The sequence below is a fragment of the Palaeococcus ferrophilus DSM 13482 genome, assembly GCF_000966265.1.
In the GTDB taxonomy this organism is placed as follows: Archaea; Methanobacteriota_B; Thermococci; order Thermococcales; family Thermococcaceae; genus Palaeococcus; species Palaeococcus ferrophilus.
Map to the genome: position 1 here is coordinate 1 of NZ_LANF01000012.1, position 25157 is coordinate 25157.

Sequence of the window (25157 nt, forward strand, 5' to 3'; positions counted from 1 at the left end):
GCTACGGCGAGTGGCTGAAGGAGAACGGGGAGCTTTGAACCCTTTTTCTTCTCTTTTGGAGTTGCACGTTTTAATGACCATGGGGGAAAGTAGTGAGAGCCTCAGAGGCTCTCGAGAACGACGTGGGTTATGGTCTCCTTGACACCGTCGAGGGACGCTATCTCCTCGAGTATCTCGTCGAGCTTTGTCTTGTCGGCCTCCACTATGAGGTCTATGTCGCCCGTGACACGGTAGATGCGCTTGAGCTTGAGCTTCTTTATGGCATCGTAAACGTTCTTCCTCTTGGTGGGCTCAATTCTAACGAATATGAAGACGTCACCCTTCTTCTCACCTAGGAGCTCCAGGGCCTTGTCCGTGAGGTCTATAAAACCCCTGCCGGTCCTTATGTAACCCAGCTCCTTGAGCACCTTCAGGTGATTGCTAAGGGCCTGGCGGGTTATTTTAAGCTCGCCGGCGAGCTCGTCCTGGGTCTTCTCAACGGTATGGACCTCTATGGTCTTCCCATCGCGGTAGAGCTTCTTCAGGAGCTCTATCTGTCTTGAAGTTAGGGCCTGCTCAACCTTTGGCATTATCAACACCTCCGGGGATTATTGGGAGACTCAATTAATAAAGTTTTTGGAATACGTAAACGAATTAATTTGCAAACAAATGACAAGGCCCGTGGGGCATCGGTTGTTGATGGGTTACCTTTATATGTCTTTCGTTTCGAGTTTTCAACATGAACAAAGCAAAGTATCCCCCTGACGTAACCTCCGACAGGAGGGAGCTTTTGAGGCTTTTGGAGGAGGAGAGGCCGGAAGTAGTTGCGGTTCTCGGGGATGTTGACACAGGAAAGAGCACCCTCGTGACGCTCATGGCCAATCAGGTCAACGGCGTCGCGGTGGTTGACAGCGATATCGGACAGAAGGGCGTACTCCCCCCCGCAACGGTGAGCCTCGCCGTGCCCGAGGGCCCCTTCGAGTCCCTCTCGGAGCTCAAGCCGCTGAAGAGCTACTTCGTCGGGAGCATCACACCCCGTGAGTTCTTCGCGGAGACCATCGTGGGTGTAAGGCGGCTGGTTGACGAGGCGAGGCGCATGGGGCTAACGGCGATAGTTGACACCACGGGCTACATCAGGGGCCCGGGGAGGGAGCTCAAGCGCCTCAAGCTCGAGGCCATTGAACCGGACGTCATAGTGGCCCTCCAGAGGGGGAGCGAGCTCGAACCCATAGTAAGGCCCTTTGAGGGAAGGAGCACCGTGGTGAGGCTCAGCGTGAGTGAGAACGCGAGGGAGCACACGCGGGAGGAGAGGAGGCGCATAAGGGCCGAGAAATGGGTGGCGTACTTCATGGAGGGAACGATTCACCGCCTCAGCGTTGACGACTTCGTAGTCTCCGGGACGGCCCTCTTCCACGGGAGGGAGCTCTCCGAGGAGGAGAGGGAAGTCTTCAAAACGCTCTTTGGCTGGCTCGTTTTCCATGGGGAGAAGGGGGACGGCTACACGATTGTGAAGGCGGGGCCGGGAAGGGCGCCGGAGGGAGTGAAGGCGATAGACGTGGAGAACCTGAGCAACCTTCTGGTGGGCCTCATTGACGGGGAGGGCTTCTGCAGGGCGGTGGGGATTCTGAAGCTCGTGAACTTCAAAGAGCGGTGGATGGAGGTTCTAACGCCCCTGAAAAGCCTGGACGATGTCGTGGAAGTACGCTTTGGGAGGATAAGGGTAAGGGAGGATGGGGAGGAGCTCGGCCTCCTCAGGAGGGAGGCGCTATGACTTCTTCCCGAAGAACTCGTCCAGCCCGATGACCTTCTTCTTTTTGGGCGCCTTGGCGGGCTTGGATTCGCCGTTCTTCGGCGCTTCCCCGTTTGGCTTCTTGAAATCTTTCGATGGGTCCCACGACTTCCCGTTGCTCTTCTTCGGCTTTTCCTTCAGCGTGCCCCTCCTCCTCGCTATCATGGTCGAGCACACGTCCTTTGGGGTGGCCACCATGAGGGTCGTCTGAACCCTGGGGAAGACGTTGGTGAAGAGAGTGTCTATGTCCTTCTCCGTTATGCATATCCTCTGGCGCGTGTAGTCTAGGACGTCAAACTCCGTAACGAGCATTTTGGCTGTGGACAGGTACTTTTCTATGGCCCCCTTGCTGACGGTTAGAACTATCTTCCCCCCGCACTTCGGGCACTTCCCGCTCATCGGCGGCCTTCTGTATTTGGTGTTGCACTTGACACAGCGGAACTCCTGCCTCGTGAAGCTCCTCAGGTTGCCCCTGAGGTCGGGGATGAGGTGGGAGTTTATGATGGTCTCGGCCACGTGGTGCTCGTCAACGGCCCTTATGCGCTTCGCGAGGTCGAGCTGTCTCCTAACCTTGTCCTCCATGTCGCCTAACTGCTTGTAGAGGCTCATCTTGGGGCCCAGGGCTATGTCGTCGCTGTCGTGGGTGAACTTTATGCCCTCGTACATCTCGGGTTTTCCTAAGCGGTCCTCGACGCGCTCGATGACCTTCACTTCCTTCGGGGATTTGAGCTCGTAGGTGGCCCTGTAGAACTCGAGGGGATAGTACCTCACCACGTCCATGTTGTGGACCTCGCTGTCCACCTCCCTAGGATCGAGCCTCGTGGTGACGACAAGCGGAGCGTCCATCTTTCCGCCACGCTTTTCTGGCAGGTAGTACTTGCTGAAGTTGAGGAGGGCATCTAGGAGGAGCATTACTGCATCCTCGTCGCCGTCGCATTGGTGTGTTACAATATTCTCGTTAATAATCACATTATGATAATTTTTGGCATTTAATGAGAACACAAAGTCATCCTTTGAAGCGATGTATTTAACGCGCTTTACAGGAGAAGTTACTACAGTGTCACCCTCGACGACTGCCATTTGTTCCCCTTCCCTGACCTCAAAGGCCCTCTTCTCAACGAACTCGCCGTCCTCATAGACGAGCACCGGGTGGTCAACCGTCGTTTCAAAGCCCCTGCCGAGCTCGAGCTCGAACCTTATCAAATGATCCGTTGATGGTGCCTTTATGACATCCTCTATGTCAGTAAGGACGACCTTTCCACTCTCAGGGTCAAATGAATAGACCTTAACGTCCACCTTCGGCTTCTTCCTCACGTAGACCATGTTTTCATACTGCTCTTCTTCAAAGAGGTCGTAGAGTTCCCTGAGGGTTATCCTCCTCGGCATACCGTCTATCTGCACAAGTATCCTCGTGTCGCCGGGGAAGCAGTTCCTCCTCTTGGCTGCATGATAGTAGGGGTGCGCGTAGCCCACCAGAGCGTCCACGAAGCCTATGATTCTACCCATTATACCCGCAGAGGTGTGGGGGGCCAGACCTATCACGAGGTGACCCACAAGGTCCTCCATCTTCTCGGCGTTGTAGAACCTTGGCAGACCGTAGAACCTCTCGAGGAGGTCGTCTATGAAGTTGGCCACCTTGAGGAGGTACTCACCGGCGGTTTTGGGGAGGATAACGTCCTGCACCTTGAGCTCGAGTATCTGGTCCTCGCTCTCGAGGGGCTTCCCCTCGAAGTCGTGGGTGTAGCCGAGCTCGCGGAGCTTCTCCACGCTCGTCCCGATCTCCCTAGGTCTGAAGTGCGTCACCGGAGCGTCGGTTGCGTCGAAACGGATGGTTCCGTCTTTGAAGACGTAGACGTCGTTTTTGGCCCTAAGGAGGCCCTTCTCAAGCGGTTCTGCAAGCTTGAAGGCGGAGCTCATACCCAGGACGCCCTTGAGCCTGTCGAGCGTGTAAACCTTCACGTTGTCCATAGCAGGCCTGAGGTAATCGCCTATTTTGAACGTGGTCTTTGCGTAGGGCTTCATCTCGACCTTGCACTTGGGACAGACCCTCTCCTCCGTCGAGGTGTGACCGCAGGAGGGGCAGGTGTAGAGGTGCTCCGTCCTTGAGCCGCACTTCGGGCACCTGGGGAAGATGTCAACGTGGCCGCAGCTGGGGCACTTGAAGCGCGCTATCTCCACGGTGGTGCTCTTCCCCTCCTGGAAGGCCTTGTAGATGTCGCGGGAGCTTCCTCCAGCGAGCCCTATCGGGAAAAGCACGTGAACCGGGGGCTTCATCTTCCTCTCCTTGGCCTTCTCAGGCCTTCCCATCCTCGCCCCAATCCAGCTCATCCCCCTGTCGCGGAGCTTTACGTCGCTCACGGCGTTTATGATGTCGATGGGCGTGTGGAAGGGCTTTGGCTCAAGCCTCCTCTCGAGGTTGAGGAGGGGGGTGAGCAGGGCGGCGCTCCAGGGGTACTCCACCACTATCTCCCCGTTCTCAACCCTGTGTGGAAGACCGAGGAGCTCGAGGGAGCGTTTTATGGAGAAGTTCCTGGTGGTGAGCCTCTTCGCGAACTTCACCCCCCTGAAGGAGTCCCACTCTATCGAAGCATCCACCAGGCCCTCCTGGAGTGCCAAAAGCTCCTCAACGCCCAGGGTGTTCCAGTAGAGCGTGTAGTATGGATGGAGCGGGATTCTAAGCACGCGGGAGAAGTGTATGGCCTCCTCCACCCTCGGCCTCACGCGCAGCGGGTCGTAGAGGAGCCTCCCGAGGAAGTCGGGCTCAACGTCAAGGTACTCGGCCGCCTCCTCCACATCCTCACCATCGTTCTCCTCGAACGGCTTAAGCTCGACCTCGTAAACGTCCTTCACGGCCTTAACGAACTCCTGAATCCACCACTCTTCGGCGTAGTTGGCAGGCAGGAGCGTCTGGTTGTTCTCCACGAAGTCGCCGAAGTTTACGAGCGCATCTCCAACGTAGAGTATCTCCTCTATGCTATCCCTGACCCTCAGCGCGGTTTCATAGTCCTCAACGCGGACCACGGAGCCGTCCCTGAGCTTCACTATTGGCCCCTCTATCGTCGTGGCGGGAGTGGTTATGCACCCTTTACCCGGTCTCTCCGTCTTCATCTGCGTCCCAACGGCTATGAACTCGTCGAGGAGGAGCATCGTTGCCGGATGGACGCTCCACGTGGCGAAGCCGCTCGTCCTCGAGCGACCGTAGCGCAGCCTGAAGCCGCCGTTGGTGGAGGGCTCGGCGAAGAGGGGCCTTCCCCCTATGATCTCCTTCGTGTACTTCTTGTTGGGGGCTATCTTCTTCCTGAACTCCTCGTAGAGGCGGTAGTAGAAGCCCATCTCCACCTCTGCGGTGGTTTCCTCCTCCGCGGACTCTTCCACGACCTCCTGCTTCTCCTTGCCCTTGCCGCTCTCCTTGCTCTCCACGAACTCCCTCAGCCACTCCCAGCCCTCAACCTCGAGCTTGTCTATGTACTTGAGAAGCTTCTTGGCCTTCTGGAGGACACCCTCCGCCAGAACGAGTATGGCCCCACCGCGGAGCTGGTTCGTCTCAACCCTAGGGAGGTTCCTGTAACCGCTCACCTCGACCTGGTCCGTTGCCTCACCCGTTATCTCGACGGGTATGCTCTTTATGGCGAGCCTAACCTCGTCGGCGCTCGGATGATACTGGAGGCGCGAGACGGCCCTGTGGTAGAGGTCAACCTCCTCAACGTAGCGCTCTATCTCCTCGGGTGTGGGTTTGTACCTGTCGAGGCCAAGCTTCTTCCTCACGTAGTCACCAACGAGAACGCTGAGGGCCTGGGCGGTTCCTCCAGAACTCCTTATTGGGCCCGCGTAGTAGAGCGCCAGGTACCTGCTCCCATCGAAGTTCTGGCGCACCTTGACGAAGGCTATTCCCTCGAGGGGGGCCGAAACGATTCCCTCCGTGAGGACGGCAAGCGAGGTTCTAACGGCCTGCTCCGCCAGCGTCTCCTCGTCACCCAGCTCCCCGAAGCGCCCCTCTATGATTTCGTCCACTATCTTGAGGGCGGCCAGCTCCTTACCGTGCTCCTTGACGAGGGCCCTTATCCTCTCGGCCACCCCCTTGGGCCCGACGAGGCTCTCGACACGGCCGGCCATGTCCGTTGCCTGAGGAACCTCTATCTCGGGAACCGGGTCCTTACCCTGGGCCCTCGCCTTTTCCGCTATTTCGTAGGCCCTGTCAATCTCGCGCTGGAGTGACTCGAAGTAGGCCTTCATTTCATCGGAATAGAGTTCAGTCATGGACAACCACCCCTGTTCCAAGAAGAGAAGCGAAAGTATATCGAGTAAAATCAAGTAACAAAAGGTAAAAATTTAGAATTGAAGTCCATTTATAGGTCGATATTAAAGGATACCGCCTAGTCTGGCGGTATCCCCATTTACATACTGGCAATACTGCTATATAAAGATTTCGCATCATCTCAACTCAACCTCCATATTTGGAAATAAGCTCTGATATTTTCACATGAGTTATCGGGAAGCCCAAAGACGTGAGATATTCTCCGATTCCATGTCCATACGGCCCCACAGAGACTACAATACCACCATTTCTGCGGAGGTCATCGATGTCCCCACCTGTCCCCTTCTGAAGTGAGAGGAACTTGATAGACCCGCCGACTTCAGAGGCATGTCTTAAGACGTACTCGAATGCAGGAGATTTTTCAATCAAACGTTGTTCCTCATCCTTTCGGAGCAATCCTTCCTTAATAATGTAAAGTATGGGGCGCGAATACCAGTATTGTGGAAGAACACGATTTTCAGCCGAGAGAGGCACTATTTTGGACAGACTCCTACTCCCAACATGGTACACCTTCAACAGGTCAGGATGAAACCCCAAAGAGGGTAAATTCCTGAGAAGAAACCGTACGTCAAGCCTCCATTTTGAGAGTAAAATGCTCTCCTTGATGTACCTGAGAATGAGATCAGCAGTGGAGACTAGAGGATCAACTTTGTCCCCGTTGGGGATTACTCTAAGTTCACTGGCTCGTTTTGAAAGTTCATCCCATGCCACCGTTTGAGGGGAAGAATTAAAGTTGTCAATATGAACCTTAGGCATTGTGTGATTGAGCCTGGATACAACCACCCACGCAGGAACGTACGCAAAGTAAGACTTCAAAACATTTTTCAGGAAGGTCATAACGCCCTTATGGTGACCATTTGGCATATAAATTTGCTTAACGCCAAAGGAGGCAAAAACAAAGTTTATAATAACATCATTGGGAATAACAACGTCGTCAACAAATTCCTTCATGAAAAGCAGATATTCAGTAGGATCTCCGTCCCCCCTGATAAGATAGCCTCTCAAGTCTGAAGATGAAAACACCCATCTAGGCGTTTGTATTCCCATACTATCTTTAAACTGCTCAAAAAATTCTCTGTATGACTGAAGGTATTCACTAAAATCTGAATCCCTGACACTGACTGCAACCCCTATCCGTGCAATAAAAGTCCCATGCTGTCCAGCGAATTTGATATCTCCCTCATCGGAGCCAATGATCAAACCCATGCTCACATCCCCTCGCACCACTTGCTGAAATCAACAACCGTCTTCAACCTGGCGGTGCCCACGTCAACTATCGGAACCTTCGCGGGGGTGGGCACTATGTTCACCATCTTCTGGAACTCCGTCTGGGCCTGCCACGTGGCGCTGTTGAGGAGGAACACCCCTCTGTAGACCTGGTAATCGAGAACGTGGACGTGCCCCATCTGCACGAAGTCCGGAACCTCCTCTATAACGAGCAAGTCCTCGGGGTCGGGTGCAACGGGCACCTTTCCTCCGAAGGTGGGGGCGAGATGGCGCAGCTTCAGGAGTTCCACCATGGGCCTCGCAGGCTCGTGGTGGCTGGTGTTGGGCACGTTTCCGACAATGTCCTCTATGCCCCTCCCGTGCGCTATTAGGAACTTCCTTCCATGGAGGTCGAGGACGGCGGGGTTGCTTATTATCGTAGTGTTCTTGAGCTTTAAGAGGGGATAGGCGTACTCCTCGTAGAAGCCGGGCTGGGGTAGGGCGGTTCTGGCCGCGTCGTGGTTTCCAGGCCCTATGAACACCTGGATGTGCTCAGGGACGTTGGAGAGGAGGTTGGCTAGGGCCTCGTACTGGTCGAATATATCCGGTATGAGGAGCTCGTTGTACTGGCCCGGGTAGATGCCAACGCCATCAACCACGTCGCCCGCTATTATGAGGTATTTGAGCCTGTCCAGGATTTCTTCCTCCTCTCTGCTCGCGGTGTAGCCGTTGAGCCACTTCATGAACTTCATGAAGGCCTTCTCGCAGAAGGTGTCGGACCCAACGTGGATGTCGCTTATCAGCGCTGCATAGACGGGCTCCTCGAGGGGCGGCTTCTCCCTGCGGTAGAGCGGAACGTCGGGGAGGTAGATGTGCTCCGCGAAGAAGAGGCCCCTCTTGGAGTAGTAGCCCGAGAAGGCCACCACACTGTCTAGGAGAACCTCCCACACCTTGGAGTAGTCGGGGTTGTCGCGCTTGATGAACACCTTCACGGTTCCGGTGGCGTCTTCCAGCTCGAACATGAAACCCTTCCTGGTTTCCCTCTTGGAGTTCACGAGGCCTATTATCGTGACCGGGTCCTCGTAGCCCGCGGTGTAGCTGAGCCTCCCTATGTCCACAACGCCCGTGAGCTCGTTTGTGTCGCGGAGAATCCGGCGCAGCTTCCTGAGTCTGCTCCTGAAGTGGAGCTCGTAGGAGCGGATTATTATCTCCCCCTCCTTTGAGGCGGCGTTCTTGACCTTCGGTGGTGTGAGCTTCACGTTCCTTACGTCGAACTCAACCCTCGCCTCGGAGGGCATCTCCGCGGCCCTGGGCCTGAAGCCCTCCCTGGGAGTCACCTTGAAGTCGGCGTAGACGGAATAACTCTTGGCCCCGATCTCTTCAGGGGGCTCCTCCTCGAGGGGGACGAGAACACCGTAGTCGGAGTAAACCGCCTTGACCGCACCCTCATCCCCGTTGTAGTCCCCGTTGGACCCAGCCCATGTTCCATTGGAAACCAAGGTTTCATCCCCGTTGGTTAATGGTTCTTCCATTTGAACGTCCTCATTGGAAAATTCAGGACTTTCGGGGGCGCTTTCCACCGCCGGGGATTCCTCAACAGCCGTGACCTCAATAGAAGAGTTCTCGACCCCTGCAGATTCCCCCATTAGGAGTTCTTTTTCCTGTGGAACCGCCCCCTCCGTGCCGGATTCCATCCCCTCCACGGAAGGCTCTTCGACAGATTCATGCTCTCCATTAGCTCCACTGGAAATCAAGCCCTTCCATTTGATGAACTCCTCCGCGGTCCCCTCATCAATGACGAACGTTCCCCTGGACTTGGCGAACTTCACGAGCTCGGCGAGGGTGAAGGAGCCGTTCTCGTAGTGGTGGGCCAGCGTGTAGTACGCGGGGGGCGTTATCAGGTAGTTGTTCTTTATTAAATCTTCAACGAGCTTCATCAGAACAGCCTCCTCTGCCTGTGGAAGTCCATCGCGAGGAGCGCCTGGAGGTGGTAATCCTTCCGGAACATGTTCTTGACCTTGAAGGGGGGTATGTTGAGCCTTATCTCTTTTGTCCTGCCGTAGCGGCCCTTGCTCACAACCTTGGCGTTTATCACTCCGAGCATGTCGAGCTCGTTTATGAGGTCGCTCACGCGCCTCTGGGTGAGGGGCTCGACGTCGAGGGCATCGCAGAGCTCCCTGTAAACCACGTAAACCTCACCGGTGTGAACCGGGAGGGCGTTGTCCTCCTCGAGGACAACCACCGCGTAGAGGACGAGCTTTGAATGGAGGGGGAGGGTCTTTATGACCTCCTCCATGGTGTCCTGCTCTATCTTCTCCTGGGCCTTCCTGACGTGCCGCTCAAGGACCTTCTCACTCCCCTCGCGCTCCGCTATCTCACCGCTCACCCTGAGGAGGTCGAGGGCCTTTCTAGCGTCTCCGTGCTCCTTGGCGGCAAGGGCTGCACAGAGTGGAATCACCGCCGGATCAAGCACTCCCTCGTTGAAGGCCTCGCTCGCCCTCTGCTCGAGAATATCCCTCAGCTGGGAGGCATCGTAGGGCGGGAAAACAACCTCCTCCTCGCTCAAACTCGACAGGACCCTGGCATCCAGGAACTCCTTGAAGCGGAGGTCGTTGGATATTCCTATTATACTCACCCTTGCCCTGTGGAGCTCCGTGTTTATCCTCGTGAGGTTGTAGAGTATGTCGTCGCCGTTCTTCTTGACGAGCTTGTCAATCTCGTCCAGAACGATGATTATGAAGCGCTCCTTGGCGTCCAAAACCTCCTTGAGTTTGGAGTACACCTCGTCAGTGGGCCATCCCACAAGGGGAACCTCGAAGCCACTCTCGTAGCGGAAATGGTTCACTATGTTGGCCAGCACGCGGTACTGAGTATCAACCACCTCGCAGTTGAGGTATATGACCTCCACAGGGACGTTGTACTTCTCGGAGACGCGCTTGAGCTCATCCGTGACGAATTTTATGGTGACTGTTTTACCCGTTCCCGTTTTCCCGTAGACGAATATGTTGGAAGGGGTTTCTCCCTTGAGAACGGGGACGAGAATGTGGGCGAGGGTTTCAATCTGCTCCAGCCTGTGAGGTAGCTCCTTTGGAGTATAACTATGCCTTAAAACCTCCTTATTTCTGAAAATACGCCGTGCATTAAGATACCGCTCAAATAGCGAATCAAGATAACGCTGTTCCGTAACCATCATCACACCTCCACAGGAAACATTGCCCCAAATTTCACCGGCGGGCATTTTATCGCGCAAGATTTGTAACTAGCTAGCGACTATGTTAGTTAGCATTTTACATCTCGATATATTACAGACGTGTACATATCACACATCGCGGAGCTTCCACCCGAAACACAGGAAACAGTGGAAGCAATAGTAATGGTTGTGAAAAGTGTTTATAGCCTTTGTCATCACAAATTTGTAAAAAGCCCCAGATGAAAGGGGGAGAATAGCCCCAAAGGTGAATCAAAAGTAACCCCTGTTCTCGTCCTGCGAACCCTTCAAGGAGCGCTCTATTTCCGATAGGAGCGCTTCTGCGTCTTCCTCTGAGAGGCCCACCTTCATCACGAGGAAGCTGATAATCTCGTCGTGGGTCGCCCCCTTGGAGAGCCTCTCTAAGATCATTGCCGCTATCCTCTCAAAGACGGCCTCCTGGAACTCCTCCGCTATGCCCAGGGCATCCACCATCTCGTTTAGACCCACAAGGAGGGCCGTCAAGGCGTCGTTAAACTCCCCCTTTCCAAGACTTTTCAGGTCGAGGTCAACGCGCAGGGTTACCTCCTCGTTCATGCCGCTCAGCGAGAACTTCATGAGGTTCACGCGCTCGTTGAGAAGGAGCAGAATGCGGTATATCTTGAGGCGCTCCTCAAGGGGGAGCGTCGCCGTCTCAATTCCCGTGGAGACAACAAGGCGCACGAAGTCCCCGGACAGGAGGACGTTTAGGATAACGGGCATTTTCGGGTGCTCGGCCACGTAGTGCCCCTCGTTAACTTGCTTTATCGTCCATGGCAGGTCCACGATATCCTCGGCATCGTCCCGCCCGGCCCTAAGCCACTCGAGAACGTCTTCCACTCGAACCACCAAACGATATACTCCCCAGACCTTAAGGCCCTTTCGCCCGCGGTTCCACTCGAAACCCAGCCCTGGCGTGAACATTGGTGTTCATTGGGGGTTTACACATGAAATGATACAAGAGCAACCCGAGGCCCCTTCCTCTGGAAGTTTAATACACATAAATGTCCAGCAAAAAGAGAGCATTTGTGGGCATAAGTGTTCATCAAGTTAAACTGATTTAATTAACTTTTATGAAAAGTTAAACAAGCACATACCCCCCCAGAGTTTCATTTCCAGTGGAGAACGGCGCAACACCTGAACACACTCCATGTTTTGGTGTAAACACTCCCATTTTCTTTTCTCTTTCTAGTATTTATATGTTTCTATGAATAATGTTCAGAGAATAACGAAAATTAAGCGTAATGCTTCCAGTTTTTAATGGCAATGTCCAAATACATTAAAAGTAAAGCTGAACAAAAACATATTGAATAATAGAAAGTTCCTTATAAATCCGCATTGGTATTCATAAATGTTGATAGATCCTCGGACCCTTCTCCAGCCGTTCCAGTGGAAATGAAACTCCCTGGGGTTGCTTAATGTAATGCAGTATCTGGAGATAATTCAACAATATTTCCATGGGAAAATATACTACACATTTTTGTTCCCTAAAGTTTCATGTGGAACCGCAACGCTTTAAGCCTCCGGTGTGCAACACCCACTTGTGATACCGCCCCTCACCCTGATAAAACGCATCGTGAGTGCCCGTCGCATTTTTCGTAGGAGCAGGTTAGTGCTCATTGGTGTCGCCGTTGTCTTTCTGGCCCTCGTGGTGGCCGCCCTCTTCTCCCACTTTGAGGGCGTGGACTTCTACACCGCGATTTACTGGGCAGTTATTACGATGTCCACCATCGGGTACGGTGACATCACTCCTGCGACGCCAATGGGGAGGGCGGTTGCCATGTTCTCCGCGGTGGTGGGCATCTCGGCATTCACCGCCCTCGTTTCTCTAATCGCGGAGCACTTCATATCGGCATCTTTGAGGAGGATGATGGGAATGCACGGTGTTAAGTACGAGGACCACTACGTTATTATCGGGAGGGGCAACAGCGTGATCACCTGCCTTGAGGAACTTAAGTCCGCCATGGAGAAGGGTGAGGCAGAGGAGAGGCCGATCGTTGTCGTGGTTCCCACCGATGAGGAGAAAAGGCGCCTCGATGGCGTGGACGTGGAGGTTCTCGTTGGGGATCCCGGCGTGAAGGAGACGTTGAAGCGGGCGAAGGTGGATAGGGCCCGTTACGCGGTGGTTGCCCTCGACAACGATTCGAAGGCAGTGTTCACCACACTCCTCATCAAGTCCCTCTCGCGGGCGAAGGTCTTCGTGGAAGTTATGCTCCCGGAGAACGCCGAGCTCCTCAGGCAGGCTGGAGCTGACAGGGTGATTCTGGGCCGCGCCATAGCGGGCAGGCTCCTTGCCAGCTCCGTCTTCGAGCCAGAGGTGGTGGACATCATAGAGGACATCACCACATCCTTTGGAAACTACGACGTCGCGCTGATTCCCGCGGGCGAGTTCGAGGGGGAGAGCTTTGGGAAGGCCTTCGAGGTGCTCTACTCCAAGGGGCTCTACCCCCTCGGTTACGTCGGCGAGAAAATCGTTCTGATGCCTCCAATGGATGATACAATCCCGCAGGGCTCTAAACTGGTGGTGATAAAGCGCGTGGGGAGAAAAATCTGAAATCCCAAGACGTACCTACGTGAGCTTTCTCAACATCGCGGAGGGAAAAGTATATATCACCTTCCGGCTCAATAACTCTCCAGCTTACTCTTATGGGTGATAGATGATGGCGAGAAAGAAGAAGGTTGAGGAAGTTGAGGAGCTCCGGGAGTTTGAGGAGGTTCCCGTCGAGGAAGAGGAGAACCTCGAGGAGCTTATAGTCGAGGAAGTGGTGAAATCCACGAAGAAAAAGAAGGAGAAAACGGTTGAGACCCTCGAGGATCTTCCGGGGGTGGGACCGGCCACAGCCGAAAAGCTCAGGGAGGCCGGTTACGACACCATAGAGGCCATAGCCGTTGCTTCCCCACTGGAACTCAAGGAGGTGGCCGGAATAAGCGAGGGCGCCGCCCTGAAGATCATCCAGGCCGCGAGAGAGGCCGCTAACATAGGCACCTTCGTGAGGGCGGACGAGTACCTTGAGAAGAGGCTCACCATAGGGAGGATAACCACGGGCAGCAAGTCCCTCGATAAACTCCTCGGTGGGGGCATTGAGACGCAGGCAATAACCGAGGTCTTCGGCCAGTTCGGAAGCGGTAAGACCCAGCTCGCTCACCAGCTCTGCGTCAACGTCCAGCTCCCGCCGGAGGAGGGCGGCCTTGGAAGGGGGGCCATCTACATAGACACCGAGAACACCTTCAGGCCCGAGAGGATAGAGCAGATAGCCGAAGCGAGGGGGCTCGACGCCAAGGAGATACTAAGGAACATCTACGTCTCCAGGGCCTTCAACTCCAATCATCAAATGCTCCTCGTCCAGAAGGCGGAGGAGCTCATAAAGGAGAACAAGATCGGCCTCCTTGTGGTTGATTCCCTCATGGCCCACTTCAGGGCGGAGTACATAGGAAGGGGAAGCCTCGCGGAGAGGCAGCAGAAGCTTGGAAAGCACCTCTCGGACCTTCACCGCCTTGCAAACCTCTACGATATAGCGGTCTTCGTTACCAACCAGGTGCAGTCAAAGCCCGATGCCTTCTTCGGCGACCCGACCAAGCCGATAGGAGGTCACATCCTTGCCCACAGCTCCACCGTGAGGGTTTACCTGAGAAAGGGCAAGGCGGGGAAGAGGATAGCGAGGATGATAGACGCTCCCCACCTTCCGGAGGGCGAGGCTGCCTTCAGGATAACGGAGAAGGGCATAGAGGATTAGGGCCCCTCCGTGCTCTCTATTATTCTCCTTCTGAGCTCCTCGAAGTTGGTTCCGAATTTTGCCGAGACGGGGATGAATGTATCCCGGTAATCTTCCCACGTGCCGCTAAGCCCGAACTTCTCGATCAGGCGGTTTATCGTGGCTCCAACGTTCCTCACCTTGTCGAGCTTGTTGACGGCCACTATAGTGGGAATCCCGAGCTCCCTGAGGAACTGGAAGAACTCAACGTCTATCGGAATCTCCCCCCTCTTTTCCCAGCGCTCTATTATCTCGATGGCGCTTTTCCCATCCACCACGAGGACGGCCAGCTCTATGTCCTTAGCGTTCTCCTCTATGAAGCGCACTATCTCCGTCTTTATGCGCTCCTGCTTCGCCTTTGGAACCCCGCTCATGAAGCCGAAGCCCGGCAGGTCCACCACCTTTCTCCCGCGCCAGTTTATCTCCACGGGCTTCCTAGTCACACCGGGCCTCTTCCCCCTCTTGACGTCTTTTCCCGTGAGGCGGAATATGAGAGTGCTCTTACCAACGTTGGAACGTCCCGCGAATATTATCATTCTCTCACCCTTATCAAACTCCCCAGCTCGGTTTATAATCCTTGGGCGTCGAAAGGTTTTTTACCCATGAATCCCTGTAGTTATTAAGGCTAAATCTGGTGGTGGGGGTAATGGTTGAGGCTTCACAGGAAAACCTGCTCGTCAATAAGTTTCTCATCTCCCTCGTGGAGGGTTCGATACTCGGGTACGTCACGGGAATAACCGTGGAAGTTCAGGGGGACCAGTTCTTCTTCATCCTGAAGGTCAAGGCCCTCGAAAACATAGGCAAGACCGGGGAGTTCCACCCGGGCATGTTCTCCACGGAGAAGAAGGTTAAAATCGCCCCGAGCGACATAGTGAGCGTCGGCAAGGACGCCATAATCGTCGGCGACGGAAAGGTGCCGCCCCTCAAGGAAATAGAGCGCCTCGTCCAGGTGGCTGGAGAGTACTCGTCCCTCATAAAGGAGCTCGAGGAGAGGGATGCTGAGATTAGAAAGCTCAGGGAGGAGAACGTTTCCCTCTCGAAGCAGCTGGACGAGCTCAACCGCGAGCTGAGGCGCTACCAGGTTCTCAAGGAGGACTTCGAGCACCTCAAGGAGCAGCTGATAAAGCAGGAGGGCCAGCTTGAGATGGCCCGCGAGTACATAAGGCTCCTCGAGGGCCTCAGGCACGACATTGACGCCATAAAGGCGAGCGTGGAGAAGCTCGTTCAGGGCTACATCGAGGACGCCGTCAGGGGCGTTGTGGACGAAGAGTTGAACGCCAGAGGGCTGAAGAAGACCCTCCTCTGACGTTCCCTTTTTAATAGAACTTCCCAAAGTTGTGCTGGGGAATGGGGCACTGGACTATCTTTCTCGCCCACAGGCAGTCGGCGCAGCTCGGCTCGTTGCCCCAGCAGTCTATGTCGCTCGTCTTGACGAAGTCGCATGCATCAACCAGCGGACAGTCGGTACATGACGGGTACATGTAGTTCTTCATGGTGAAGCGGAACCACGTGTACTTCTCGCTCGTCCATATCTCGGCTAAACTCTTCTCCCTCACGTTGCCGAAGGAGTAGGCGTTGACCCTCTTCTCCCTGCCGAAGATGTACTCCTTGTAGGTGTGGAGGAAGCGGTAACATGGGGCAACCTCCCCGTCCCAGCGCACAACGGCAACATTGTTCTCGTCGAAGTCGCAGGAACGCTCCGTCTTCAGCTCGAAGTAGGGGAGCTTTATGTAGAGCCCGTTGTGGGCAACCTTGTAGAGCTCGTCGAGGAGTGGGACCATGTCAACGTTCCCATCGTAGATTATGTCATCGGTCTGTTCCGGTGTGAGCGGAAGGAGGTTCGAGACGAGCATGGAGTCAACGCCGAGGTCGAGGAGAAACCTCGCCATGTCGGGGAGCTGGCGGTAGTTCTCTTTCGTAACAACGACCTCAACCCCTATACTGGGCCTGTGCGTTCCGTACTCCTCGCGATACCTCACGAGCCTCTTTATCCTGTCGGCCGTGGCTGCAGCGGCCAGATGGCCGAGGGTTATGGCGTTTTGAGCGGTTGGAACCGTGTCCATGGAGAAGTAGATAAGCTCAACGCCGAGTCTCGCGAACTCCCGCAGCATCTCATCCGTCATCAGGGTTCCGTTGCTGCTCATGCCGAGGGCGAAGCCGCGCCTCTTGACTTCTCTCACCATGTCCATGAAGCGCGGGTGAACGGTTGGTTCCCCAATGCCGCCGAAGTAGACCATCTTGAGCTCCGGGAACTCCTCGGCATCGTCGAGTATTTTGAGGAAGAGTTCCCAGTCCATGTCGCCCTCTTCATCTTCCCAGTACTGCTTGAAGCACATCTCGCACTTGAGGTTGCAGCGGCTGGTGGTCTCGATGTAGAGGTACTTCATGTCGAGCTTCGGCCTAACTATGACCTTCCCATCCCACAGGGAGAAAGTGTACTCCTTTTCCACTTCAACCGCCCCCAGCCGGCGGGAAGATGCTAACGGTATCGTCTTCCTTCAAGGGTGTATCGAGGCCGTTGAGGTGTTCTATGTTCTTTCCGTTGACGAGTATCATGAATCCCTTCTCAAGCTCCCTCTTGAAGCCAGGGAACATCCTTTCGAGCTCGTCCAGCAGCTCACCCACGGTTTCGATGCCCTCCACTTCGAGCCTCCTCCTGCCCGTGAGCTCTATCAGCGTCGCGAACAGCTTTACGGTTGTCATTAAACCACCTTCCAGTTCATTGATTTTGTTCAAAGGAACTAAAAAATGTTGCTGGACAAAAGTGGGGAGTATACGTCTGTCTAAAATGTGAAGCCAAAAGAAAAAGGAAAGCTCACATGAGCTCTGCTATGCCGAGCTCTTCTGCCTTCTCCTTTGGAACCTTTCCGTCCTCCGTCCAGCCGCGGAGGGAGTAGTAGCGCGGCAGCATCTCCTTGAGCCTTACAACGTGTCCCTTGTTCGGTCCCTCTGGCATCGGCTCCTCAAGGAAGCGCTTGGGCAGGTTGTCGTCCCTCTCCGGAACGAGGCCGGCTTTGAGGTTGAATATCCTCTCCGCGTTCCATATCCTCTCGCCGATCTTGAGGTAGTCCTCGGTTGAAAAGTCCCAGCCTAGGGCCGCGTTGAGCATGTCGCGGTAGTCGTCCGCTCCAAGGCCGAAGGTCGTGAAGAGGCATAGTCCAGCGGCGTCAATTACCGCACTCAGGTCCTGGAAGACTATGAGCATCTTCACCTTCTCGTCGCTTATGTCGTGCGGGTCCATCTTGTAGGGATAACCTAGAATCTCGGGGCTTATCATGTAGTTCTTGATGTGGCATCCACCGCGGTTGTTGGTGGCATATCCTAAACCGTGTCCTTCAGCTCCTCTCGGGTCGTAGGCCGGGAGTTCAAGCTTCTTGACGCTCATGGAGTACTCCGGGTGGCCGTAGCTCTCCGCAAGACGGTACCCTCCCTCGGCCAGCTTGTCACCAAAGTCCTTCCTGTAGGCTATCTTCTCGATGTAGTAGTGGAGAACCTCCGTGTTGCCCCACCTGAAGGGCGGAGCGTCTCCGAGCTCCTCATCGGTGAGGTGGCCCTTCTCGTAGAGCTCCATAGCTGTGGCGAGCGTTCCACCCGTTGAGATGGTATCGAGACCAAACTCGTCGCACTGGTGGTTGGCCTCTATTATGCTCGCGAGGTCGTTTATGCCGAGGTTCGCTCCAAGGGCCCACGTGCTTTCATATTCGGGCCCCTCCGTCACTCCAACGGTCGGGAGCTTGTTGACCCTACCACAGCCTATCGGGCACGCGTAGCACGGCTGGTTCCTTATGAGGTACTTCGCCGCCATCGCCTCGCCGCTCTGCTCGTAGGCGTGCTCGAAAACTCCCGTCTGGAAGTTCCTCGTAGGATAGAGGCCGTTCTCGTTGATGATGTTGACGAGGACGGCGGTACCGTACTTGGGAAGGCCGCCTCCAGCAACGGGGTCGTTCTTGAGCTTGTTTATCTTCTCCCTAACCGTGAGCATGAACTTCTGCTTGTCCGCTATGGGAACGCTCTTGCTTCCCTCAACCGCTATGGCCTTGAGGTTCTTGCTCCCCATGACGGCACCGACTCCAGCCCTTCCGGCCGCGCGGTGGCCGTCGTTCATAACGGCCGCAAACTTAACGAGGTTCTCACCCGCTGGACCGATTAGGGCGATCCTGAGCTTCTTGCTCCCTATTTCCTTCCTCAGCGCTTCCTCGGTCTCGCTAACGATCTTGCCCCAGAGGTGGGAGGCATCCCTGATCTCGACGTGCTCGTCCTTTATGTAGATGTAGACGGGCTTTTCGGCCTTTCCTTCCACGATTATGCCGTCCCAGCCCGCGAACTTGAGCTCTGCTCCAAAGTAGCCGCCCGAGTTTGCCATGGTTATGAAGCCCGTGGCGGGGCTCTTGGTCACGACGTTGTACCTACCGCCGGTTGGCGCGCTCGTTCCGCTGAGTGGGCCCGGGGTAATGATCAACTTGTTCTCCGGGCCCAGGGGGTCCACCTTCGGGTCCATCTCCTTGAGGAGGAAGTATATCGCCAGCCCCCTGCTTCCGAGCCACTTCTTGGCCAGCTCCTCATCGTACTCTTCAACCTTCACCTCTCCCGTGGAGAGGTTTACGCGTAGAAACTTTCCCCAGTTGCCATACATGGGCATCGCCGTTCAATGTGTTGGACATTTATCCCTATAAAATTTGGCGAAAATAAAATACGTTACCGAGAATGAAAAGGTAAATACCCCCACTTACATTTCATTGGGTAAAGAAAAAATTGAAACAAATCTCATAAATTTCCAACCTTCCCTTGTCGTGAACTGCGAGGGTTCCAAGAATTGCCCAACCGGGACGGCCTTGGAGGGATGAGCATTATGGACGAATTCTCCAGGGGGCTAATCAAAATACTCTTCTCCCGTCAAGCTAAAGGGTGAGGGTGAAAAAGAAAAGTCACTCGATCTCGTGCATCTGGGGAAGGGTCGGAATCTTTATCGGCGCTCCAAACGCCCTGTCGCCGGCATCCCCGAGGCCGGGTAGGATGTAGCCGTGGTCGTTGAGCTGCCTGTCTATCTTGGTTACTATAACGTTCAGCTCCGGGAACTCCCCCTTAAGGCGCTCTATCCCCTCGGGGGCAGCTAAAACGCCGAGGACGATAAGCCTCTTTGGCTTTCCGTACTTCGAGACCTCCCTGAGAACCTTTACGAGGGTTGAACCCGTGGCTATCATGGGGTCGGCCACTATCACGGTATCCTCCGGTTTTATCTGGGGTATCTTTATGTAGTTCATCTCTATCTCGAACTTGGGGGCCTTTCCGCGGGAGGCCGAGACTATACCAACCCTCGCGTGCTCGAAGACCTTTATTAACCCCTCCATGAGCGGAATCGCCGCGCGAAGGACGGTGATTATGACAACGTTCCTCCTGTCCTTCACGACGATGCCCTCCGTCGTTTCGAGGGGGGTCTCGACCTTGATCCTCTCCACGTCCATGAGCTTCGTGAGCTCGTAGCCCATGTACCTCCCGAGCTTCACGAGCCCCTTCCTGAAGGCTATGCTGTCCGTTTCCTTGTCCCTGAGCTCCGTGAGTATCTCCATGATAAACGGGGAGTCCTCAAATGAATAAACGTCCTTCCACCTTTTGTCCTCAATCATCTTCCTCACCTCAGCAGTCCCTCAAGTATTATGGCCGTGAGGGCCCCAACGGCCATTCCCGATTCAAGAACGCTCGCCACGACCCGCGGAAAGTGCGCGAGGAACTCCGCCGGCAGCTGGGGAGCACCGAGGCCCGCTATGAGTGCCGTGGCCAGTATCAGGGTGTTCCTGTCGTTGAGTTCCACCCTCTCCTTTATTAGCCTTAGGCCCGTCACGCTTATCATTCCGTAGAGCGCCACCGTTAACCCTCCAAGGACGGGCGCTGGAATGGATGCAAGTAACCCGGAGAACTTGGGAACGATGGAGAGGGCCACGAGTATAAGCCCCCCAGCCTGTACCGCGCGCCTGCTCGCCACTTTTGTGAGGGCCACGAGCCCTATGTTCTCCGAGTAGCTCGTCGTTCCGCACGCCCCGAGGAAGCCCGCTATGGAGCACGCCACTCCCTCGCTCATTATTCCCCGGTTTATGTTCTTCCCCGTTATTGGGGCCTCCGCGATGGCCGATATCGCGTGGTAATCCCCAACGCTCTCGATTATGCTCACCATGAAGGCAAATAAGAGAGTCACTATGGCCCCCACGTCGAAGAGCGGCTTCCCCCACGGGAGCGGCTTCGGGACGCTCAAAACGGGGAGCTGTTCCAGTAGGGACAGGTCAACCATCCCCATGGCGAGGGCACTTATGTAGCCTACTGTGGCTCCTATTATGACGGGCATTGCTTTGAGGGCTCCTCTTCCGTGGAGGGCCGTGTAAACCGTCGTGGCGAAGGTTATGAGCGCCACTACCGTCGCCTTGGGTATGCTGGCTCCGCCCGGGTCGGCGTAGAAGTTGAAGAAGTACTTGACAGCAACATCGGCGAGGCTGAAGCCGATTAAGGTTATCGTCACTCCCGTTACCAGGGGCGAAAACAGTTTTCTCACCTTTCCGATGATACCGAAGGCCCCGGTGAACGCCTCCACCAGTCCCCCCACTATGAGGGCCCCCTCCGCCGCCGCCATGCCCACGGAGGAGCCTATGCTTATGAGGCCCGGTATGAAGGCAAAGCTCGAACCCTGCACGATTGGGTATCGCGAGCCCACAGTCGTCTGGAGGAGTGTGGCGATACCCATGGCGAGCAGAACGGCCTGTATAAGGGCCGCGATTTCGCTTCTTGAAAGCCCTACCGCGCTTCCCACAACGAGGGGAACGGTGACCGTCGCTCCAAACATTGCTAGAACGTGCTGGAGGCCAAAGGCGATGGCCTTCTTGGGTTCAATCTTATCGTCAATTCCAACTTTCATTCCGTTTCCCATTAAAGCCCGCTCAGGCTGTGACGGTGCACCTTTATAAAATTTTTGATGATCCGTCCGTCGTAATGTCAGTCCATTGGCAAAAAAGTGTTAAAAAATAAATCATTCCCTCCTCTTTCCGGGCTTCTTTATGTTGATTATGCGCTTCTTGGTCTTCGAGATTCCCTCCTTCCTCTCTTCGACCTTTCCGCGCTTCATGGCCTCCACGTCCTCCCTGAATGCCCACTTGAGGAGCGGCGGCGTTATGAGGACGGAGACCGTTATGAAGATGAGGGTTGCCGCTATGAACTTCTGGGCGTCGCTCTGGGGGATTGCCCCTCCGTGTATAGCCACCATGAGGTCAACGAGGGCCACCTCGGTCCTAGGTATCGAACCTATTCCCATCTGGAGCGCTTTCTTCATGCTCCATCCCATTATGACTGCCCCGAACCCCCTTCCAACGACCTTCCCAACAACTGCCACCACCGTGAGGACGGCCGCGAGGGCCAGGGCATCAACGCTCCCGAAAACCCTTAGGTCGAGCATGGCACCCGTGTAGACGAAGAAAACCGGAACCACCAGGCCGTAGGCTATGGCCTTAACGTCGTCAATTAACTTTTTCCCCTCCGGGAGCTTTGAGAGGACGAGGCCGGCCATGAACGCTCCCTCAATGGCCGCGTCGAACCAGTGCTGGGCGAGGGCGGAGAAGAGGAACATCAGGGCCAGCACCATCCCGAGGACCCCTTTCTCGACGTGGAGCCATTCGGCAAAGCGGACGTACCTGTCTATGCTGTACCACGCCACGATTCCCGTTATCACGAAGAAGACCGCCATCTTGCTCACGAGACCCAGAACGCTCCCACTGCCCACGGCGAATATCACGAGGGCTATCCCAAGGAAATCGTCCATAACGCTCGCGCTGAGAGAGGCGGCCCCAACGTCGCTCCTTAGAACGCCGAGGTCCATCATCACGCGGACGGTTATTCCAATGCTCGTTGCCGTGAGAAGGATTCCACCCGCGAAAGCCTCCCTGTTGGGGTACCCCATGAGGCGGAGCCCGAACCAGCCGAGGATCAACGGAACGAAAACGCCCATGACCGTGGAAACGGTCGCCACGGCCCCGGTCCTCTTGAGCATCTCAACCTCCGTGTCGAGTCCCCCGAGGAACAGGAGAAAGATTATGCCCATTTTCGCCAAAAACTCGAAGGTCTCGTTGGAGTGGAGGGTCAGGTGCTCGGGGCTGACGATGCCGAAGTACACTATGTTCCCGAGGAGCATTCCCATGAGTATCTCGCCGAGCACACCGGGGAGCTCAAAGCGCTCCATCAGGTGGTCTCCGAGCTTTCCCGCGATGAGCGCTACTCCGAGTGTGAAGAGGAGCCATGTTGCGTCCATTGCACTCCCCCCAGTCTCATGAGTCTAATGAACTCGTCTATCAGAAGTCTGAGGCTGACCTCCCCCACGAGCCTCCCCTCGTCGTCAACGACCGCAAGTATCTGGCTCTTGTAGTTCTTCATCCTCTTGAGGGCCTCCAGCACGGTGGCATCCTCGTCTATCGTCATGACGTTCCGCTCCATAACGTCGCTCGCCGTCTCCGCCCCGCTGAGTATGGACTTGAAGAGAGTGCTTATGTTCCCGAACCTCGCCTTGGTGTCCTCAGGCGGTAAGAGGATGTTCATAACGTCGAGGTACCTTATTACCCCGAGGAGCCTCATGCTCTTTCTGTCCTCGACAACCCACACGTGATGTCTCGTTCTGAGGAGCTTGAGAACGTCCACGATGGATGAATCGGCACTGACCACGGGCATACCCGAAATCGGTGGCATTATGCTGCCGACTTTTACCGAATGAAACGTCTGGAGGGCCCTCTCCACATCCGACATGCCATCACCTGGAGGGGGTTGAAAAATTGAATATTTAACGTTTTTTGAGCTTTAAATGGCATTCATGAATCTTTATGTTCATCAAAAAAATATGGCATGAGATGCCAGAATTTAAAGTCCTTAAATGCCTCTTTTCAGCCAAAGAACGTCAATAAGCGTAGAGAACCCAGAGGCCCACACCGATCAGCGCGGCTCCCGCGAGCATTGAGAGTTCCCTGCTCCTCTGAACGAGCCTCTGTGAAACGCTCTTGCTCTCGCTTATACCCCCCATCACGAAGAGGATGACGATTAGGGGGAGGACGAATATCAGGTTGTACAGGGCCAGGAGAAGGTACGTCAGGGAGCCGACCTTGGATATGAGTATGGCGTAGATAAGGTAACTCCCTGCCGAGCAGGGTAAGAGTGTGAAGGACACTATAACGCCGAGGGTGAATGCCCCGAGGACGGTGGCGTCCTTGCTGAATATTTTGCGCCTCACACTGCCCTTCCCTGCTATCCTTGAGCGCTCAAGGTAGCCCGTAACCATGGTGTAGGCTCCGAAGGCTATCGCAAGGGCGCCGGCCACCCATGCGGGTATGGACTTCGAGAAGACGACAAGCCCCACCCCAAGGGAGTAGTAGGAGAGGTATATCGCCACCACGAAGGCCAGCCCGACCCTGTAGATTTCCGTCTTGGAAACCTCCTTCACGGACAGGGCTATGAGGAGCATGGAGTATATCACGAAGGTGCAGGGGTTTATTGAATCGGAGAGCGATAGGCCCAGAAAAGGCATTATCCATTCCTTCAGTCCGAGGAGCGTCAGGGCGGTTATGCTTATGATGAAGGAAAGTGAAACTATGGCCAGCAGTGCCCACGCATCCCTCCTCATTCCACCCACCACGGAAAATTGGAAATGGAAGTTTTAGGGCTTTCTAAAACCGGAAGTGGACAACTAATGGTTGGCCCTCCTCATGAGGAGCGGAAGCAGCGCGAGGAGGCCTATGAAGGCCGGCCCGCAGGTTTTGTTTTCATTTGTTCCCGTTGTTGTGGGAAGTGCTGTACTCGTTGTTTCCGTCGTTTCTGTGTTGGATGTCGTTGTCGGGGAAGTGCCTGTCGTTCCCGTGGCACTCCTGTGCTCTATGAACAGCGTTTCGAGCTTCGCTATGGTCTGGGCACCTTCCGTCTCGTTGCGGGGTATGAGGTAAACCTTTCCCCCCGTCACGAGAAACATGCCGTTCCTCTCCTGCGCCTCTTTTATTATCTCGGGCGTTGCCGACACATTGAACTCCCCTTCTATGATAGCGTAGAGCTTTCCGTCGTAGGCTATGCCTATTGCCGGGACGCCACTTATCCCCGTAAGCCGGTATATCTCCCCGAACAGGGCTGAGTTCTCGTCGTTGTTGACGAGCTCGTAGTAGGTCAGGCTGTCCGCCCCGAAGGCCTTGGGTATCTCTTCCTTCATCTTTTTACAGTGGGGGCACGTGGCGGCTCCGTACATGTAGAAGTGCACCTTCTTGGGGTCTATCTCTCCCTGTGCCAGCGCGTGGGAGAGCGTTGAGAGCACTATCAGCAGGATCACGAGGCCGTACAATTTTCTCATGGAATCACCTATGTACCACTGTGTGCCATAGGATATAAACTTATCCCTTAATGATAAGAAAATAGAAAAGTCAGAGCTTCTCGAGCTGGCCCTCCGCAATGTCCCCAACGATTGGGAACTTGTAAAGCTCCCCTTGGTAGGCCTTGAGCATTCCAACTATCCAGACCACCAGCCCAAGCAGGTTGAGGAGCACCGCCAGCAGCCACCCCAAAAAGGGGATTATACCGAGGATTATCTGAAGCACTATGATTCCGAGGAATATTATGGTGGACTGCATGGCGTGGAAGCGCACGAATTTGCTCTCCTTCTCGAGCAAGAGCAATGCAATCCCCGTCACTGGGCCCAAGAGATACGCCAGTGCCCCCTCGATATTCTCCTCAAGACCGAGGGAGGTTTTCTTAACCCCTCCGGTTTCGTCAATTTCCTCCATGGCAAAACAACCTCCCAAAGTTAATCAGAGAATATTTGAATTTATACTATAAGGACTTTTCCATTCAAACAATTTTCATTGGAAATATTGAAAATTGCGGACGTTGAAA

Annotated in this window: 21 protein-coding genes; 4 read left to right on the forward strand and 17 right to left on the reverse strand. The window is 55.0% G+C overall.

Annotated features, from left to right (window positions below):
* Positions 1 to 101 precede the first annotated feature (101 nt).
* The gene (locus PFER_RS06895) at positions 102 to 569 is read right to left on the reverse strand and encodes an Lrp/AsnC family transcriptional regulator (RefSeq protein WP_048150330.1); all 468 of its coding nucleotides are present in this window, start codon (positions 567 to 569) and stop codon (positions 102 to 104) included.
* Positions 570 to 718: 149 nt separating this feature from the next.
* Between PFER_RS06895 and PFER_RS06900 the strand changes: the two genes are divergently transcribed.
* The gene (locus PFER_RS06900) at positions 719 to 1750 is read left to right on the forward strand and encodes a Clp1/GlmU family protein (protein WP_048150332.1); all 1032 of its coding nucleotides are present in this window, start codon (positions 719 to 721) and stop codon (positions 1748 to 1750) included.
* On the opposite strand, the gene PFER_RS06905 is transcribed toward PFER_RS06900, so the two are convergent.
* From PFER_RS06905 to PFER_RS06925, 5 genes are all read right to left on the reverse strand, one after another.
* Complete coding sequence (locus PFER_RS06905) at positions 1745 to 6025, reverse strand: DNA-directed DNA polymerase II large subunit (protein WP_048150334.1); 4281 nt, start codon at positions 6023 to 6025, stop codon at positions 1745 to 1747. The genes PFER_RS06900 and PFER_RS06905 overlap by 6 nt on opposite strands.
* 184 nt (positions 6026 to 6209) lie before the next feature.
* Positions 6210 to 7289: a hypothetical protein gene (locus PFER_RS06910; protein WP_048150337.1), complete on the reverse strand. Its 1080-nt coding sequence runs from the start codon at positions 7287 to 7289 to the stop codon at positions 6210 to 6212.
* Positions 7290 to 7291: 2 nt separating this feature from the next.
* Positions 7292 to 9226 (reverse strand): DNA-directed DNA polymerase II small subunit, encoded by a 1935-nt coding sequence (locus tag PFER_RS06915; RefSeq protein WP_048150339.1) that lies wholly within the window; start codon positions 9224 to 9226, stop codon positions 7292 to 7294.
* Entirely contained in the window at positions 9226 to 10482 is a 1257-nt protein-coding gene (locus PFER_RS06920) for an ORC1-type DNA replication protein (RefSeq protein ID WP_048150342.1), read from the reverse strand. Before PFER_RS06920 ends, PFER_RS06915 begins: the two co-directional genes overlap by 1 nt.
* 267 nt (positions 10483 to 10749) lie before the next feature.
* Positions 10750 to 11355 (reverse strand): hypothetical protein, encoded by a 606-nt coding sequence (locus PFER_RS06925; RefSeq protein ID WP_048150346.1) that lies wholly within the window; start codon positions 11353 to 11355, stop codon positions 10750 to 10752.
* A 772-nt stretch (positions 11356 to 12127) separates the two neighbouring features.
* Between PFER_RS06925 and PFER_RS06930 the strand changes: the two genes are divergently transcribed.
* Both PFER_RS06930 and radA read left to right on the forward strand, forming a co-directional pair.
* The gene (locus PFER_RS06930; RefSeq protein WP_342666385.1) at positions 12128 to 13069 is read left to right on the forward strand and encodes a potassium channel family protein; all 942 of its coding nucleotides are present in this window, start codon (positions 12128 to 12130) and stop codon (positions 13067 to 13069) included.
* Positions 13070 to 13175: 106 nt separating this feature from the next.
* Positions 13176 to 14249 carry a DNA repair and recombination protein RadA gene (gene radA / locus PFER_RS06935; protein ID WP_048150349.1) on the forward strand — a complete coding sequence of 358 codons (1074 nt, stop codon included), beginning with the start codon at positions 13176 to 13178 and terminating at the stop codon, positions 14247 to 14249.
* Here radA and engB read toward each other — a convergent pair.
* Positions 14246 to 14803: a GTP-binding protein EngB gene (engB, locus tag PFER_RS06940; RefSeq protein WP_048150352.1), complete on the reverse strand. Its 558-nt coding sequence runs from the start codon at positions 14801 to 14803 to the stop codon at positions 14246 to 14248. The two genes, radA and engB, sit on opposite strands and share 4 nt — an antisense overlap.
* A gap of 110 nt (positions 14804 to 14913) precedes the next feature.
* Here engB and PFER_RS06945 point away from each other — a divergent pair, with 110 nt between their 5' ends.
* Positions 14914 to 15573: a hypothetical protein gene (locus tag PFER_RS06945; RefSeq protein ID WP_048150355.1), complete on the forward strand. Its 660-nt coding sequence runs from the start codon at positions 14914 to 14916 to the stop codon at positions 15571 to 15573.
* 10 nt (positions 15574 to 15583) lie between these two features.
* On the opposite strand, the gene PFER_RS06950 is transcribed toward PFER_RS06945, so the two are convergent.
* From PFER_RS06950 to PFER_RS06995, 10 genes are all read right to left on the reverse strand, one after another.
* Positions 15584 to 16717 carry a tungsten cofactor oxidoreductase radical SAM maturase gene (locus PFER_RS06950; protein WP_048150358.1) on the reverse strand — a complete coding sequence of 378 codons (1134 nt, stop codon included), beginning with the start codon at positions 16715 to 16717 and terminating at the stop codon, positions 15584 to 15586.
* Between the two features lies 1 nt (position 16718).
* Positions 16719 to 16970, reverse strand: a complete 252-nt coding sequence (locus PFER_RS06955; RefSeq protein ID WP_048150362.1) for a ubiquitin-like small modifier protein 1 — start codon at positions 16968 to 16970, stop codon at positions 16719 to 16721.
* 112 nt (positions 16971 to 17082) lie between these two features.
* The gene (gene aor / locus PFER_RS06960; RefSeq protein ID WP_048150365.1) at positions 17083 to 18900 is read right to left on the reverse strand and encodes an aldehyde ferredoxin oxidoreductase; all 1818 of its coding nucleotides are present in this window, start codon (positions 18898 to 18900) and stop codon (positions 17083 to 17085) included.
* A gap of 292 nt (positions 18901 to 19192) precedes the next feature.
* The gene (gene upp / locus PFER_RS06965) at positions 19193 to 19891 is read right to left on the reverse strand and encodes a uracil phosphoribosyltransferase (RefSeq protein ID WP_048150368.1); all 699 of its coding nucleotides are present in this window, start codon (positions 19889 to 19891) and stop codon (positions 19193 to 19195) included.
* 5 nt (positions 19892 to 19896) lie between these two features.
* Positions 19897 to 21180, reverse strand: coding sequence for a uracil-xanthine permease family protein (locus PFER_RS06970; protein WP_048150371.1), 1284 nt, complete (start codon positions 21178 to 21180; stop codon positions 19897 to 19899).
* 99 nt (positions 21181 to 21279) lie between these two features.
* Positions 21280 to 22551 (reverse strand): cation:proton antiporter, encoded by a 1272-nt coding sequence (locus PFER_RS06975; RefSeq protein WP_048150373.1) that lies wholly within the window; start codon positions 22549 to 22551, stop codon positions 21280 to 21282.
* Positions 22515 to 23039, reverse strand: a complete 525-nt coding sequence (locus tag PFER_RS06980; protein ID WP_048150376.1) for a CBS domain-containing protein — start codon at positions 23037 to 23039, stop codon at positions 22515 to 22517. The genes PFER_RS06975 and PFER_RS06980 overlap by 37 nt, the downstream gene beginning before the upstream one ends.
* A 148-nt stretch (positions 23040 to 23187) precedes the next feature.
* Positions 23188 to 23907 (reverse strand): electron transporter, encoded by a 720-nt coding sequence (locus PFER_RS06985; protein WP_048150377.1) that lies wholly within the window; start codon positions 23905 to 23907, stop codon positions 23188 to 23190.
* Between the two features lie 63 nt (positions 23908 to 23970).
* Positions 23971 to 24618, reverse strand: a complete 648-nt coding sequence (locus PFER_RS06990) for a glutaredoxin domain-containing protein (RefSeq protein ID WP_048150379.1) — start codon at positions 24616 to 24618, stop codon at positions 23971 to 23973.
* A 70-nt stretch (positions 24619 to 24688) separates the two neighbouring features.
* Positions 24689 to 25048 carry a DUF4870 domain-containing protein gene (locus PFER_RS06995; RefSeq protein ID WP_048150382.1) on the reverse strand — a complete coding sequence of 120 codons (360 nt, stop codon included), beginning with the start codon at positions 25046 to 25048 and terminating at the stop codon, positions 24689 to 24691.
* Positions 25049 to 25157: the final 109 nt, after the last annotated feature.

Excerpts from the sequence above, each read along its gene's own strand:
- PFER_RS06895 (WP_048150330.1), bottom strand. The coding sequence starts at position 569 with ATGCCAAAGGTTGAGCAGGCCCTAACTTCAAGACAGATAGAGCTCCTG.
- PFER_RS06900 (WP_048150332.1), top strand. The coding sequence starts at position 719 with ATGAACAAAGCAAAGTATCCCCCTGACGTAACCTCCGACAGGAGGGAG.
- PFER_RS06905 (WP_048150334.1), bottom strand. The coding sequence starts at position 6,025 with ATGACTGAACTCTATTCCGATGAAATGAAGGCCTACTTCGAGTCACTC.
- PFER_RS06910 (WP_048150337.1), bottom strand. The coding sequence starts at position 7,289 with ATGGGTTTGATCATTGGCTCCGATGAGGGAGATATCAAATTCGCTGGA.
- PFER_RS06915 (WP_048150339.1), bottom strand. The coding sequence starts at position 9,226 with ATGAAGCTCGTTGAAGATTTAATAAAGAACAACTACCTGATAACGCCC.
- PFER_RS06920 (WP_048150342.1), bottom strand. The coding sequence starts at position 10,482 with ATGATGGTTACGGAACAGCGTTATCTTGATTCGCTATTTGAGCGGTAT.
- radA (WP_048150349.1), top strand. The coding sequence starts at position 13,176 with ATGGCGAGAAAGAAGAAGGTTGAGGAAGTTGAGGAGCTCCGGGAGTTT.
- engB (WP_048150352.1), bottom strand. The coding sequence starts at position 14,803 with ATGATAATATTCGCGGGACGTTCCAACGTTGGTAAGAGCACTCTCATA.
- PFER_RS06945 (WP_048150355.1), top strand. The coding sequence starts at position 14,914 with ATGGTTGAGGCTTCACAGGAAAACCTGCTCGTCAATAAGTTTCTCATC.
- PFER_RS06955 (WP_048150362.1), bottom strand. The coding sequence starts at position 16,970 with ATGACAACCGTAAAGCTGTTCGCGACGCTGATAGAGCTCACGGGCAGG.
- aor (WP_048150365.1), bottom strand. The coding sequence starts at position 18,900 with ATGTATGGCAACTGGGGAAAGTTTCTACGCGTAAACCTCTCCACGGGA.
- upp (WP_048150368.1), bottom strand. The coding sequence starts at position 19,891 with ATGATTGAGGACAAAAGGTGGAAGGACGTTTATTCATTTGAGGACTCC.
- PFER_RS06970 (WP_048150371.1), bottom strand. The coding sequence starts at position 21,180 with ATGGGAAACGGAATGAAAGTTGGAATTGACGATAAGATTGAACCCAAG.
- PFER_RS06975 (WP_048150373.1), bottom strand. The coding sequence starts at position 22,551 with ATGGACGCAACATGGCTCCTCTTCACACTCGGAGTAGCGCTCATCGCG.
- PFER_RS06980 (WP_048150376.1), bottom strand. The coding sequence starts at position 23,039 with ATGTCGGATGTGGAGAGGGCCCTCCAGACGTTTCATTCGGTAAAAGTC.
- PFER_RS06985 (WP_048150377.1), bottom strand. The coding sequence starts at position 23,907 with ATGAGGAGGGATGCGTGGGCACTGCTGGCCATAGTTTCACTTTCCTTC.
- PFER_RS06990 (WP_048150379.1), bottom strand. The coding sequence starts at position 24,618 with ATGAGAAAATTGTACGGCCTCGTGATCCTGCTGATAGTGCTCTCAACG.
- PFER_RS06995 (WP_048150382.1), bottom strand. The coding sequence starts at position 25,048 with ATGGAGGAAATTGACGAAACCGGAGGGGTTAAGAAAACCTCCCTCGGT.